This is a genomic window from Pseudomonas brassicacearum, assembly GCF_003732265.1.
GTDB lineage: Bacteria > Pseudomonadota > Gammaproteobacteria > Pseudomonadales > Pseudomonadaceae > Aquipseudomonas > Aquipseudomonas brassicacearum_D.
The window spans coordinates 79,712-94,410 of sequence record NZ_MOBK01000001.1; the positions used below are offsets into that span (position 1 = coordinate 79,712).

At 59.0% G+C, this 14,699-nt stretch carries 9 protein-coding genes; 4 read left to right on the plus strand and 5 right to left on the minus strand.

Going from position 1 to position 14,699, the window contains the following annotated elements:
• Positions 1-91 precede the first annotated feature (91 nt).
• The 4 genes from BK660_RS00365 to BK660_RS00380 all read right to left on the minus strand — a co-directional run bounded on the left by BK660_RS00365 (position 92) and on the right by BK660_RS00380 (position 7,202).
• Complete coding sequence (locus BK660_RS00365) at positions 92-1,513, minus strand: efflux transporter outer membrane subunit (protein ID WP_123431563.1); 1,422 nt, start codon at positions 1,511-1,513, stop codon at positions 92-94.
• Positions 1,510-4,704, minus strand: coding sequence for an efflux RND transporter permease subunit (locus BK660_RS00370; RefSeq protein WP_123431564.1), 3,195 nt, complete (start codon positions 4,702-4,704; stop codon positions 1,510-1,512). The genes BK660_RS00365 and BK660_RS00370 overlap by 4 nt, the downstream gene beginning before the upstream one ends.
• A 16-nt stretch (positions 4,705-4,720) precedes the next feature.
• Positions 4,721-5,974 carry a multidrug efflux RND transporter periplasmic adaptor subunit MexE gene (gene mexE, locus BK660_RS00375; RefSeq protein WP_059182991.1) on the minus strand — a complete coding sequence of 418 codons (1,254 nt, stop codon included), beginning with the start codon at positions 5,972-5,974 and terminating at the stop codon, positions 4,721-4,723.
• A 310-nt stretch (positions 5,975-6,284) separates the two neighbouring features.
• Positions 6,285-7,202: a LysR family transcriptional regulator gene (locus BK660_RS00380; protein ID WP_123431565.1), complete on the minus strand. Its 918-nt coding sequence runs from the start codon at positions 7,200-7,202 to the stop codon at positions 6,285-6,287.
• Between the two features lie 268 nt (positions 7,203-7,470).
• On the opposite strand from BK660_RS00380, the gene BK660_RS00385 reads away from it, so the two are divergent.
• The 4 genes from BK660_RS00385 (at position 7,471) to pgm (ending at position 13,738) form a co-directional block, all read left to right on the plus strand.
• Positions 7,471-8,493, plus strand: coding sequence for a zinc-dependent alcohol dehydrogenase family protein (locus BK660_RS00385; protein WP_123431566.1), 1,023 nt, complete (start codon positions 7,471-7,473; stop codon positions 8,491-8,493).
• A gap of 559 nt (positions 8,494-9,052) precedes the next feature.
• Complete coding sequence (locus tag BK660_RS00390; RefSeq protein ID WP_259698454.1) at positions 9,053-10,513, plus strand: hypothetical protein; 1,461 nt, start codon at positions 9,053-9,055, stop codon at positions 10,511-10,513.
• 67 nt (positions 10,514-10,580) lie between these two features.
• Complete coding sequence (locus BK660_RS00395; protein ID WP_123431568.1) at positions 10,581-11,981, plus strand: aminotransferase-like domain-containing protein; 1,401 nt, start codon at positions 10,581-10,583, stop codon at positions 11,979-11,981.
• Positions 11,982-12,091: 110 nt separating this feature from the next.
• Positions 12,092-13,738: a phosphoglucomutase (alpha-D-glucose-1,6-bisphosphate-dependent) gene (gene pgm / locus BK660_RS00400; protein WP_123431569.1), complete on the plus strand. Its 1,647-nt coding sequence runs from the start codon at positions 12,092-12,094 to the stop codon at positions 13,736-13,738.
• 62 nt (positions 13,739-13,800) lie between these two features.
• Here pgm and BK660_RS00405 read toward each other — a convergent pair whose 3' ends face one another.
• Positions 13,801-14,496, minus strand: a complete 696-nt coding sequence (locus BK660_RS00405) for a pirin family protein (RefSeq protein ID WP_123431570.1) — start codon at positions 14,494-14,496, stop codon at positions 13,801-13,803.
• Positions 14,497-14,699: the final 203 nt, after the last annotated feature.

Here is a 14,699-nt window from a genome sequence, read left to right on the forward strand (position 1 = left end):
ATCAGCAGACGAAAAAAAGCCCCGCGACCGAATGAGACGCGGGGCCAAAAATTTGGTTGGTTGCGACCAACCAAAGGAGCTCTTTAACAACTTACTTGCTGGCGACTGTCTCCGGTTGCCAGCCACCGCCAAGGGCTTTGTAAATCGCGACAATGCCGCTATACAGCTCGGTTTCGGCCTGTGCCTGGGTGTCTTCGGCCGCCAGTCGCTCGCGTTGAGCGTCCAGCAGGACGAGGAAGTCCGCCGTGCCTTCGCGGTAGCGAATTTCGGCCAGGTCGGCGGCGGCGCGGCTCGACTCGCTCTGACGAATCAGTGAGATCAAGCGTTGCTGACGCTTGCCGTAATCGCTGAATGCGTTTTCCGACTCTTCCAGTGCCAACAGCACTTGCTGCTCGTAGCTGGCCAGCGCGCCTTCGGCATCCGCGTCCGCACCGCGAATACGGGCCTTTACACTGCCCAGGTCAAACGCAGCCCAAGTGATGCTTGGGCCCAAAGCCCAGGCGTTGGCTGCCGAGGAACCGATTTGCGAACCGCGTCCTGCCGTAAAGCCAAGGAAGCCGCTGAGGCTGACCTGTGGGAACAAATCAGCCGTGGCCACGCCGATACGGGCGGTGGCAGACGCCAGTTTGCGCTCGGCGCTGAGGATGTCCGGACGACGTTGCAGCAGTTGACCAGGATCGCCAATCGGCAGCGCTTTGGCGATGGCCGGCAGGCTTTTGGGGCTCAGGTCGACCGTCAGCTTGTCCGGGCGCTCGCCCAGCAGGGTGGCGATACGGTTTTTCTCCCGAACCTGTTCGGCCTGCAATTGCGGCACGCTGGCTTCAACGGACGCCAGGCGTGCATCGGCGCGCTCCACATCCAGTTGATCGCCGACGCCGGCATCACGCAGGCTGATGGTGATCTTGCGTGACTCCTGTTGGTTCTCCAGGTTCGCCAGGGCGATTTTTTCCCGCAGTTGCGCACCGCGCAGTTGACCGTAGGAATCCACCAGTTCGGCAATCATGGTGACTTGCAGTTGGTACAGATCGGCCTCGATGGCTTGCTGTTCGGCGTTGGCCGATTCCAGGTTGCGCTGGATACGGCCAAACAGGTCGATCTCCCACGCCATGTCCAGGCCCAGGTCGTAGCGTTCGCTGTTGACCCGTTTGGTGGTCTGGCCAGGGATTTGCCCTTTGCCCAGCTCACTGCTGGCCCGGCTGGTGATGGTCGGCATGGCGTCATTGCTGATGTCATCGCGAATCGCCCGGGCCGCTTTCCAGCGGGCGAATGCCACGCGCAAATCACGGTTGCCTTGCAGCGATTGAGTCACCAACTGATTGAGGGTCGGGTCCTCGAATTGCTGCCACCAGATGCCTTCGAAGTGCGAGCGATCGAAGTTTTTCTGGCCGGCAGCGCCATCGGTAGCCGTGGTGATATGGGCCGGTTCAGTCGCTGGGGTCTTGTAGTCCGGGCCGACGGCACAGGCACTCAGGGCCAGTACCAGCAGGCTCGGAAGAAAGGCTTTCAAGCTCATTGTTGCGACTCCAGTTGCTTTTGAAGATTCAGCGCCTTGGCCGCTTTGCGCTTTTCACCGCGCTCCACAAAGTTGCGAATCAATACGTAGAAGACTGGCGTCAGCAACAGACCGAAGAAGGTCACCCCAAGCATCCCGGAGAACACCGCCACACCCATGGCGTGACGCATTTCGGCACCGGCACCGCTGGAGAACACCAGGGGCACAACACCCATGATGAACGCGAAGGAGGTCATCAGGATCGGACGCAGACGCAAGCGGCAAGCTTCCAGCACCGCAGCGAGCGGGCTCATGCCTTCGCCCTGCTGTTTGTCCTTGGCAAACTCGACGATCAGGATCGCGTTCTTACAGGCAAGTCCCACCAGTACGATCAAGCCGATCTGGGTGAAGATGTTGTTGTCGCCACCCGAAGCAATCACACCGGTAATGGCTGACAGCAGGGTCATCGGTACGATCAGGATCACCGCCAGTGGCAGGCTCCAGCTTTCGTACTGAGCCGCGAGTACCAGGAACGCCAGCAGTACGCAGAGCGGGAACACGAACAGCGCGGTGTTGCCGGACAGAATCTGCTGGTAGGTCAAGTCGGTCCATTCGTAGGTCATGCCGTTCGGAAGTTCATCCTTGAGCAGTTTCTCGATGGCTTTTTCGGCCTGGCCAGAGCTGTAGCCCGGGGCTGCTGCACCGTTGATTTCAGCGGTGATGAAGCCGTTGTAGTGCATGACGCGGTCCGGCCCCGAGGTGTCGCTGACCTTGATGAAGGTCGCCAGCGGGATCATCTCGCCTTTGTTGTTGCGCACTTTCAACTGACCGATCTGATCCGGTTCAAGGCGGAACTGTTGTTCAGCCTGAACGTTGACCTGGTAGGTACGACCGAAGCGGTTGAAGTCGTTGGCATACAGCGAACCCAGGTAGATCTGCAGGGTGTCGAAGATGTCACTGACGGCCACGCCGTGGGTCTTGGCTTTTTCCCGGTCGATGGCGGCATCGACCTGCGGCACGTTCACGGTGTAGCTGGTGAACAGGGCGGCCAGTTCCGGCACGTTGTGGCTTTTGTTGATGATGTTCATGGTTTCTTTGTACAGCTCGTCGTAGCCGAGGTTGCCCTTGTCTTCGATCTGCAGGCGGAAACCACCGATGGTGCCCAGACCCTGTACTGGCGGCGGCGGGAAGATCGCCATGTAGGCTTCCTGAATCCCGGCGAACTGACCGTTCAAGGCCCCGGCAATCGCACCGGCGGACATGCTCGGGTCTTTACGCTCGTCGAACGGTTTCAGGGTCACGAACACGATGCCGGCGTTAGGACTGTTGGTGAAGCCGTTGATCGACAGGCCCGGGAAGGCCACGGCGCTTTCCACACCCGGCTGTTTCAGGGCCAGGTCGGACATGCGTTTGATCACGTCTTCGGTGCGGTCCAGGCTCGAAGCGTCCGGCAGTTGCGCGAAGGCCACCAGGTATTGTTTGTCCTGGCCGGGTACGAAACCGGTCGGGGTGTGCGCGAAACCGAAGAAGGTCAGCACCATCAGGCCTGCGTACAACAGCAGGGCAATACCGCTGCTGCGGATAACCCGGGCTACGGTGCCGACATAGCCATGACTGGCGCGTTCGAAGAACCGGTTGAACGGACGGAACAGCCAACCGCCCAATAGTTTATCAAGCACTTTGGTAAAGCGATCTTTCGGCGCATCGTGGCTCTTGAGCAGCACGGCGGCCAGGGCAGGGGACAGTGTCAGCGAGTTGAACGCCGAGATCACGGTCGAGATGGCAATGGTCAGGGCAAACTGTTTGTAGAACTGGCCGGTGAGTCCGGAAATGAACGCCGCCGGGATAAATACCGCACACAGCACCAGCGCCGTCGCGATGATCGGCCCGGTCACCTCTCGCATGGCTTTCTTGGTGGCTTCTACGGGCGTTTCTCCCAGCTCGATGTGCCTTTCCACGTTCTCCACCACCACGATGGCGTCGTCCACCACGATACCGATCGCCAGTACCAATCCGAACAGCGACAGGGCGTTCAACGAGAAGCCGAACAAGTGCATCACCGCGAACGTACCGATCAGCGATACCGGCACGGCTACCAATGGAATGATCGAGGCGCGCCAGGTTTGCAGGAACAGAATCACCACCAACACAACGAGAATCAGTGCTTCGAAGAGGGTGTGAACAACGGCTTCGATGGAACCGCGAACGAAGATCGTCGGGTCATAGACGATGCTGAAGTCCATGCCTTCCGGGAAGTTCTTCTTCAGCTCGGCCATCTTGTCGCGCACTTCGTTGGAGATTTCGATCGCGTTGGAACCAGGGCGCTGGAAAATCGGGATCGCCACCGCCGGCTGATTGTTCAGCAGCGAACGCAGTGCGTATTGACTGGAACCCAGTTCAACGCGGGCAATGTCTTTCAGGCGAGTGATTTCACCGTTATCGCCGGAGCGAATGATGATGTTCTCGAACTCTTCTTCAGAAACCAGACGACCCTGAGTGTTGACCGACAGCTGGAAAGCGGTGGCATTCGGCGCAGGTGGCGCACCCAGTGCACCGGCGGCCACTTGACGGTTCTGTTCACGGATCGCGCTCACCACATCGGTGGCGGTCAGGTTACGTGACGCGGTCTTGTTCGGATCGAGCCAGACGCGCAGCGAGTAATCGCCCATACCGAACAATTGCACATCACCGACACCGCCCAGACGCGCCAGCTCATCCTTGATGTTGAGCAAGGCGTAGTTGGACAGGTAAAGCATGTCGTAGCGTTTGTCCGGCGAGGTCAGGTGCACAACCATGGTCAGGTCGGGCGAAGCCTTGTCGACAGTGATACCGATGCGCGTCACTTCTTCTGGAAGTTTCGGCTCGGTACGGGTTACCCGGTTCTGTACCTGCACCTGCGCGTTGTCCAGGTCGGTGCCCAGCGCGAAGGTGATGGTCAGGGTGATCTTGCCGTCAGCGGTGGACTGCGAGGACATGTACAGCATGTTCTCGACGCCGGTGATGGCTTGCTCCAGCGGAGCGGCCACGGTTTCACCGATGACTTTAGGGTTGGCACCCGGGAAGTTTGCGCGGACCACAACGGTCGGCGGCACGACTTCCGGGTATTCGCTGATCGGTAATTGGAACAGCGAGATGGCGCCGGCGATCAGGATCAGCAGCGACAGCACCGCTGCGAAGATCGGCCGTGAAATGAAGAATTGGGAAAAATTCATCGCAGTTGTTGCTCCCTTAACCGCGTGGAGTCGCAGCAGCCAGTTTCACAACCTCACCCGGCGCGACCTTGGCAGGTGCGACTTGGGGCAGGTTGCTGGCTTCCAGCGCTTGTCGTTGTTGAGCCAAAGCCGCGAGGGTTTGTTCGCTGGCCATCGGGATCACTTCAGGGGTGACCGGCGAGCCCGGACGAACCCGTTGCAGACCCTTGACGATGACGGTGTCATCCTTGTTCAGGCCGTTGCGCACGATGCGCAAACCTTCGATCTTCGGTCCGAGCTCGACGGCGCGGTACGCCGTTTTGTTGTCGGCATCCATCACCAGCACGAATTTTTTACCCAGGTCGGTACCAACGGCTTCGTCGTTGATCAGCACGGCGGAGTAGGTGCCGCTGCCGACCAGTTTCAGGCGAGCATAAAGGCCCGGGGTATAGCTGCCGTCGGCGTTGTCGAAGACTGCGCGACCGCGGATGGTGCCGGTTTTCGGATTGACCTGGTTGTCGACGAAGTTCATCACGCCTTGGTGCGGGTTGCCGTCTTCGTTGGACAGGCCCATGTAAACCGGGGTGGTGGCACCGCGTTTGCCCTGGCGAGCGAGCTGGGTGTACTTGAGGAATACGCGTTCGTCAGCGTCGAAGTAAGCGTAAACCTTATCGGTGGAAACGACGCTGGTCAGCGGCGTGGTGTCGGCGGTCACCAGGTTACCGGCGGTGATTTCCGCACGGCTGACACGACCACTGATGGGCGCGGTGACGCGGGTGAAGCTCAGGTTCAGTTTGGCCAGGTCCAGTTGTGCCTGCAGGGCACCGACGGCGGCGCGGGCTTCTTGAGCGGCACTGGTGCGCGAATCGGCCAGTTCGGCGGAGATCGCGTTGCTGGTGCGCAGACGCTCGCCACGCTGGGCTTCGTTTTCACTGCGGGTCGCGTTGGCGCGGGACTGGGCAACCAGGGCTTCGAGGCGGCGGACCTCAGCCTGGAATGGACGCGGGTCGATCTGGAACAGCAAGTCGCCTTTCTTGACCAGCGCGCCTTCTGTGAAGGCCACGTCATCAATCTGGCCGGAGACCCGTGGACGAATTTCTACAGTTTCCGGCGCTTCAAGACGCCCGGTGAATTCGTCCCACTCGTTGATCGGTTGTTCCAGCACCTTGGCGACGCTGACCTTCGCCGCCGGCATGGTCGCGGCAGACTCCGGCGCCTTGCCGCAGGCGCTCATCACCAGTACGGCCAACATGGCCAATGGGAAGCGCAAATGTTTGAGTGACTGTTCCATGGATGCATCCGCCAATGTATTAAGAATGGACGGATGATGAGCGGCGAGGGTGTGTCTCACGAATCGAATGAAGCGAAGGTAACTATCATTCGGAATGATATGAGGCTCGGGCGAGCTCTCTAGCATGCACCTTTGGCTAAACAGTGATCAATTGAATTGATGACAATTCAGTGTTGCAGGGAATGCAAAGGACAGGTTTGAAACTGTGTGATGGCTTTCGCGAGCAGGCTCGCTCCCACATTAGGATGCATTTCCCTGTGGGAGCGAGCCTGCTCGCGAAGAGGCCAGAAGCCTCAACACAATCTCAGGATCAGGCAAGGCTATCCGGATCCCCAAAGAACATCTGAATCCGCGACCGCAACCAACGCTCACCCGGATCATTATCCTGCGACCCACGCCAAGCCATGTGCAATTCAAAACTGCGCACCGGCAGCGGCGGGTCTTCAGCCCGGACACCGCCAGCCGCGGTCAACGCTTCGGCGGTGTAGTCCGGCACGGTCGCAACAATGTCGGTGCCACTGATGAGCGTGCTCAACCCGTTGAACTGCGGCACCGCCAGTACGACATGCCGTTTGCGCCCGAGTTTTTCCAGTTCTTCATCTATAAAGCCGCTCAGGTCACCCGCGAACGACACCAACGCATGCGGTCGCGCGCAGAAATCATCCAGGCTCAACGGCCCCGGCACGGTGTCGGCGCGCAATAACTTCGGCATGCTGCGACGCAGCACTTTGCGCTTGGCGTTGGCCGGCAGGTCGGCGGTGTAGCTGACGCCGATGGAAATTTCACCCGAGGCCAGCAGGCTAGGCATCAGGATGTAATTGGCGCGACGCACCACCAGCACGATCCCGGGGGATTCGGCACGCAGGCGCTTGAGCAGCATCGGCAGCAGGGCGAACTCGACATCGTCCGACAGGCCAATACGGAATACTGCGGTGCTGGTGGCCGGATCGAATTCCGCCGCACGGCTGACGGCCGTGGAAATCGAGTCCAGCGCGGGGGAGAGCAGGGCAAAGATTTCTATCGCCCGGGCGGACGGCTCCATGCTGCGACCGGTGCGCACGAACAGCGGATCATCGAACAGCCCGCGCAGGCGTGAAAGCGCCGCACTGATGGCCGGCTGGCCGAGAAACAGCTTCTCCGCAGCGCGGGTCACGCTGCGTTCGTGCATCAATGTTTCGAAAACGATTAACAGGTTCAGGTCGACACGACGCAGGTCATTACGATTCATCTGGAGTCCTGGCAGAGTCATCAAGCTTGACGAGAGCGGCCATATGAGAACAATGGCCGGCATGAATCTTACGGGGAAAGGCTGCTACTCTGCACCGTGTAATTCAGTTTTTCCTGAAGGGCCGCTTCGATTTTCACGACATTTGATGATGTCGGCGGTGCTGCGGAATCAATGACAGGCATGTCGACTATTAATAGCCACTGATAGTCTTGGGTAGAAAGCCCAGATAGAGTTCATGGCATTAGAGGTTACTTTGACGAGGTTTGCGATGTCCCGCACGATCCGTTTTCACAAGTTTGGTCCAGCCGAGGTGCTCAAATGCGAAGAGCATGCGGCCGCACTTCCTGCTCCGGGCGAAGTGCAGGTGCGTGTCGAGGCGATTGGCATCAGCTGGTATGACACGCTCTGGCGTCAGAACCTGGCTTCATCTCACGCTCGTCTGCCTTCGGGCCTCGGCCAGGAAATGTCGGGGGTCGTGACGGCGCTCGGTGAGGGCGTCGATGACCTGGCAGTCGGTGACAAGGTCGCCAGCTTCCCGTCCCAGAGCCCGAACGACTATCCCGTGTACGGCGAGCAGATTGTTCTGCCGCGCTCGGCACTGACCCGGTACCCGGATGTGCTGAATCCGGTCGAAGCGGCCGTGCATTACACGCCGTTGTTGATCGCCTACTTTGCTTATGTCGATCTGGCACGGATCAAACCCGGGCAGTTCGTCCTGGTGACTGACGCCAGCCATTGTGCCGGACCTTCGTTCGTACAACTGGGCAAAGCCTTGGGTGTACGGGTGATTGCCGCCACCAAAACGGCGGAAGAACGCGAAAACCTGTTGGCGCTGGGTGCCGAGAAAGTCATCGTCACCGAAGAAGAAGATCTGCTGATGCGGATCAACAAAATCACCGATAACCGCGGTGTGGATGTGGTATTCGACGGGTTGGGCGGGCCGCAGATGTCATTGCTGGGCGACGTGCTCGCACCGCGTGGCAGCCTGGTGTTGTACGGCCTGCAAGGCGGCAACCAGACGCCGTTCCCGGCCTGTGCAGCGTTCCAGAAGAACATCCAGTTCTTTGTGCACTGTATCGGCAACTTCACCGGCAAGCCGGAACTGGGGATCATCCAGGATGAGGTCGCACTGCAACGTGCGTTGCGTGACATCAACCAGATGACCGCTGACCGCGTGCTGCTGCCGCTCAAGACTCGGGTTTTTCCGTTTTCCGAGTTTGTCGAGGCACATCGCTACATGGACGAATGCCCATGCCGCGAACGGGTGGCCCTCCAGGTCGAACCTGCGTAAAACGCTCCAAAAAAAGTCCGTGCTTGCACGGACTTTTTCGTTCTCCCTCCGAAAATATGAGGCTCCCGTCAATTCGTGGCGGGTCAGTTCAGCAACTGAACTGGTTTTTGCCCTCAATCTGTATCTTCTAATCATCATATAAGCCCCGATAATTGAATGATTACTTTCATCTCAAGGAATGAGCTATGGCCAGGTATCGGGCAGATACTTTTCAATGCGCCCCGGCAATACAAACTCAACTATTAGTGCGTTATCGATCGTTTGCCGAAAAACTACGGGTGACTTCTTTCTTTATTTTTCGTGCTACTTGTCTGTGGGACGCTGTCGGACATTTCCTAGGACTCCTCGCGCCCGCGCCAGGCGCCCGCTCTGCCGGGGCTGGCGGGCTGTGGCTGTCAGGAGGACTAACGGTCAGTTCTAATCATTTCAAATAATGACTAAAAACTAAGTGTTAGCATTTGATATCCGGCACGACACTTTCATCATGACAGGCAACCGATTGCGCAATGCATAGCGTTGTTTGCGTGACATCGAACCTATGAGTAACAGGTAAACAATGATGACAAATACCCACGATCAGGCAATGAACTATGTCTATCAGCAAGTACTGCAACGATTACTGAGTTTCTTTTCAAGGGCGGAGCGCACTGCATTGCAGCTGATGATTCAGCGCGTGGTGGTCGCTGCCGGTGGCATGGAGCGTATTGGCGAGTTCAAGGTGCTGACGATTCAGTCCGGGACCCGCGACAGTTGTTACACCCTTGCGCTGCTGCGTGCTGCGCAATTGAGCATTGCCGGCCGGGCCCCTGCGACATTCCAGCTGCGGGTGGCGACCTTGCGGTCGAACGGTGCTGCCTCGGCAGCTCTTGAAAACATCCATCGCAGTTGCAGCGCGTTGTTTCTCTATGATGATCCTCGGGTCGAGGTACTGATGGTCGATAACCGCGAGGTCCTGCCGTTCAATCACGCGGCTGCGGTCTCTGAAGCCGGTCACGAGTCAAATCGCCTTAACTTGTTGATGGTCGGCCACCGCCGAACCTGGGACGACCCCCTCGACCTGTGGGATGACGGCTACCTGACATCCGGCGAATTCCATGGCCAGATTGCCCGTTGGGACCGAGGCGTCGATGCCTTGCTCAGCAGCGATTCACCTCGCCAGCAAAAACAGTTCATGGATGGATTGAACCGTGCGGCGGCCAAGGCCGGTTTTACGATGCCGGATCAGCCTCAAACCGGGTATGAGCAGCTCTTCGCGCGGCTCGATGAACTGGGCAGCGACTGTTTTCGCGAGTTTTATACGGGTCATGAACAGCCGGTGTGGCGGCCCGCAGAACGTTTTGAGGCGTGTCGCCGCGCGACGTTCATCGACATTCACGACATGCTGGTGAGCAACCTGGAGGAACGCTGGCCGCTGCTCACAGAGTTCCTCAAGTTTCAACCGGACGGGTGGGCGCCCCAGCTCAGTGATAACGAATACGTGAGCCCTGCGATTTCCGCACACCTGCGGGGGCTGCACGCCTGCTTCGTGCAGGGCCGGACCTATGAAGCCGGCATTGCCGAATACCTGCAGCGGGTGTTGGTGATGATGCGCCGCAAGCAGCTCCCGGAGCATGTGTGCGAGCTGGCATTGCAGACGTTCGGGGCTCCGGCAACCCCGTCAGACCAACGCGAACTGGCGGCGGCCGAGGCGCAAAAAAAACTCGGCCTGAACGAAGCACAACTGGTGTGCTTGCTGTTCGCGCCCTTTGTCGAGAACGGCGCATCGCTTGAGCGTTTTCTGCGCCAATGCCATCCCGGGATGCTCGTGGCGCTACCGGAACTGCATCGCGCAATGCAGGGCAAGCCTGCGCCCGAGCAGGTGCTGCAATGGATGGTCGACGTCAGCGGATTGCCCGTCAGCCTGATCGGTACGCTGTATCGCATGGGGCCGGTGGCCGGCGGCGTGACAGCGGACACGGGGTTGCAAGCCAATGTAATGGCCATTGACGCCGTGACGGGCGAACGGTCAATGGGGCGTTGAAAGTGCGTCGTTTTATAACGCCCACCCGGATGCATCGGGTTGCGCTCACCGTGTTCGGTCATTGCCCATGAAAGGCCCCCGGGAAACCGACTTCGCTTATCAGGCGGTGTACCGCTACCTGACCCACCTGATCAGCGAACCGGTCAGCGACACGCGCGTGCGACTCCCTTCGTTACGGCAGTTGGCGGAGCGCTTGAGTGTTTCAATCTCGACCATTCAATACGCGTATTCGCTTCTCGAGAAAGAAGGGCGCGTCTATTCGGTGGCCAAATCCGGTTATTACGCATTGCCCGTGTCGTTCATCCGGCCCGCGTGCAGCGGCAATGACCTGTTGGAGACGGTCTATGTGAACGCCAGGCGTCCGGGAATGCTGGTGTTGAGCTCCGATGAGCCCGCGCTGCTGCAGCCGTTGGACAGCCCGCTGTTGCTGCTTGAGAGAGAGCTGTTGCGCCAATATCCGCGTCTTCCGCAACCGACGTCTCAACCCTGCGGCGAAAGGGAACTGCGCGCAGCCCTGGCGGCACGCTATACCTCCTCGCCGGCGCGTTGTTGGCATGCCGACGACGTCTACATTGGCGCGGACCTGCGTGGTGTGCTGGAAATATTGATCGCGGTGCTGTGCCTCAAAGACGCCGTGGTCGTGGTGGAGTCTCCCTGCGACTGGACGATTTTGCGGTTGTTTCAGGATAACGATGTGCAGGTTATCGAGTTGTCCTTGCACGCCGATGGCGGCCTGGACCTCGACCATTTGCAAGTGCTGCTGGAAACCGAACCCGTGAGGCTGGTGATGCTGTCATCCGGCCTGAACATGCCGCGTGGCAGTGTGGCCGGTGAAAGCAACAGGCTATCAATCGCGCAGTTGCTTGCACGGCACGGCAGTTGGGTGCTGGAGAACGACTGTTACGGCGAACTCGAATTTGAACCCGATGGCCCACGGTTCCGCGATTTGCTGGACCCGGACCGGCTGATCGTCTTTTCCACGTTCGAGAAGGTTATCGGGCCTGAAGCGCCTTACGGCTATGTACTTTCGCGGCAACTGCGAGGCGAGCTGCAGCGGCACTTTCTGCTGCGCTCGTTCCGGTTGTCGCCGATTCGCCAGAAAGCCATCGCGCGCCTGTACAACAATGGGCGCATCGATCAGCACTTGTTGGTGCTGCGCCGGCTGCTCAAGGAGCGCAAAGTGCAGATGACCCAATTGCTGGAGGAGCGACTGGCAGACGCGTTGCACTTCGTCGATCCCCAGGGCGGTGCGACGGTGTGGGTGCGCTCGTTGCGTCAGGTCAATGTACGCGGCGTGTTCCACCGTCTGCTCAAACAGCAGGTGGTGGTGGCGCCGGGTGAGTTGTTCAGCTTGCGCGGGCTGCACGCGCAACATTTGCGCCTGAGCCATACCTTCGGTGGCGAGCATGATCTTGGCGCTGCGCTGGGTTTGCTGGGGGATGCCTTGCGTCTGGAAGCGATCGATTGAGCGACGCGGGATAACATCCTCGACCCTCATGGATCTATAACATCGCGTTGCGGTCGAACTGCCAGTAAACTGCCTTCAATTCCTGAACCACTCAATTTCAGAGGTTTTGCATGACACTCAGTCCTTTTGCGGGCAAACCGGCACCGGCAGAATTGTTGGTCGATATCCCGCGACTGGTAACGGCCTATTACACGGGCCAGCCTGACGCCGCCATCTCAACCCAGCGTGTGGCCTTCGGCACCTCTGGACACCGGGGCAGCTCGTTCGACCTGAGTTTCAACGAGTGGCACGTCTTGGCAATCAGCCAGGCGATCTGCCTGTACCGCGAAGCGCAAGGCATCGACGGACCGCTGTTCGTCGGGATCGACACCCACGCATTGTCTACGCCAGCGGGTGCCAGCGCCCTGGAAGTGTTGGCTGCCAACGGTGTCACCGTGATGATTGCCGAAGGGGATGAATACACACCGACCCCGGCCATTTCCCACGCGATCCTTTGCTACAACCGTGGCCGTACTTCCGGTCTGGCGGACGGTGTCGTCATCACGCCGTCGCATAACCCGCCGCAAAGCGGTGGTTACAAGTACAACCCTACCAACGGTGGTCCGGCCGATACCCACATCACCAAGTGGATCGAAGCCAAGGCCAACGAACTGCTGGCCGCCAAACTCGCCGGGGTCAAACGCATCAGCTACGAGCAAGCGCTAAATGCCGGCACGACCCATCGTCACGATTACCTCAACACCTACGTGGCCGACCTGATCAACGTGATCGACTTCGACGCTATCCGCGATGCCAAGCTGCGTCTGGGCGTTGATCCATTGGGCGGAGCAGGGGTGCGCTACTGGTCGGCGATTGCCGAGCACTACCGTCTGGACCTCGACGTGGTCAATACACAGGTCGATCCGACCTTCCGCTTCATGACCGTCGACTGGGATGGACAGATCCGCATGGATCCATCGTCCACCCACGCGATGCAAGGCTTGATCGGTCTGAAAGATCGCTACGACGTTGCGTTCGGCTGCGACCCGGATCACGACCGTCACGGCATCGTTACGCCGTCCGGTGGTTTGTTGGCACCGAACAACTACCTCGCTGTATCGATCGACTACCTGTTCCAGAACCGTCCGCAATGGCGCGCGGATGCTGCGGTGGGCAAAACCGTGGTCAGCAGCGGCTTGATTGATCGCGTGGCCAAGCGCCTGGGCCGTCGTTTGTACGAAGTGCCGGTGGGCTTCAAATGGTTTGCTGACGGTTTGTTCGACGGCTCCCTGGGCTTCGGCGGTGAAGAAAGCGCCGGTGCCTCGTTCCTGCGCAAGGACGGCGGCGTCTGGAGCACCGACAAGGATGGCTTGATCCCGGCGTTGCTGGCCGCAGAAATGACCGCTCGCACCGGTCGCGATCCAAGCCAGGCCTATCGCGCGTTGACCGATGAGCTCGGCGAACCGTTCTCGGTGCGCGTGGATGCCAAGGCCAACCCTGAACAGAAAGCCTTGCTGAGCAAGCTGTCACCGGATCAGGTCACCTCGACTCAACTGGCGGGCGAAGCGATTCAGAGCATCCTCAGCCATGCGCCGGGTAATGACCAGGCGATTGGCGGCCTGAAAGTCATGACCGAAAATGGCTGGTTCGCGGCACGTCCGTCGGGCACTGAAGACATCTACAAGATCTACGCTGAAAGCTTTGTCAGCGATGACCACCTCAAGCAGTTGGTGGCAGAGGCTCAAACGCTGGTGGATGGCGCAATCGCCGCCAAGTAATCCAGACAGAAAAAAGGGGCGACCATCACGGTCGCCCCTTTTTTTGCCCAGCGTTTACCGAGTTATGCGAGGTCAACCAGGACAATTTCACTGTCCTCGATAGCCGTCACTCGCAGCACCTGCTCATCGGCCACCGCAACCCCGTCTCGAGCTTGCGCACGTAAGCCATTGACTTCAATCACTCCCGTGGCCGGAACCAGGTAGGCGCGACGACCGCTGTCGAGATGATACTCGGCAGATTCGCCAGCCTTCAGGTTCGCTGCCACCAGCCGCGCATCAGCACGGATGCGCAGGCTTTGATCATCGCCGGACTTGCCGCTGGCCAACGTTACGAAGCCTTCACGATCACCTTTGGGGAACGGCTTGGCCCCCCAGGACGGAGCAAGCCCGGATTCGTTGGGGATGATCCAGATCTGGAAGATCTTGGTCGGCGTTGCTTCCAGGTTGTACTCGCTGTGAGCGATGCCGGTGCCGGCACTCATAACCTGAACGTCGCCGGCTTCGGTACGGCCCTTGTTGCCCAGGTTGTCCTCATGAGTAATCGCGCCTTCACGGACGTAGGTAATGATTTCCATGTCCCGGTGCGGGTGTTTTGGAAACCCGGTGCCGGAGGCAATCACGTCATCGTTCCAGACCCGCAGATTGCCCCAGTTCATGCGTTTGGGGTCATGGTACTCGGCGAACGAAAAGTGGTGATGAGCATCCAACCAGCCATGATGGGCGCCGCCCAGGGAGTTGAAGGGTCTGAGTTCGAGCATGATCGTCTCCTGAAAGGGGTTAATGGCGAGCATCATCTATCAGGCACTGATCGATAAAAAGCGTAAAAAATGCCGCATTACCATCGAATTGATTGATGTGAAATAACCTCGAAAGTTTCTCATCCAGCCTTCACTTCATCGCATAAGCCAATGACCTGTAAGCATTTCACTAGAACTCAAGGGCAAATGCAGACACCATAGCC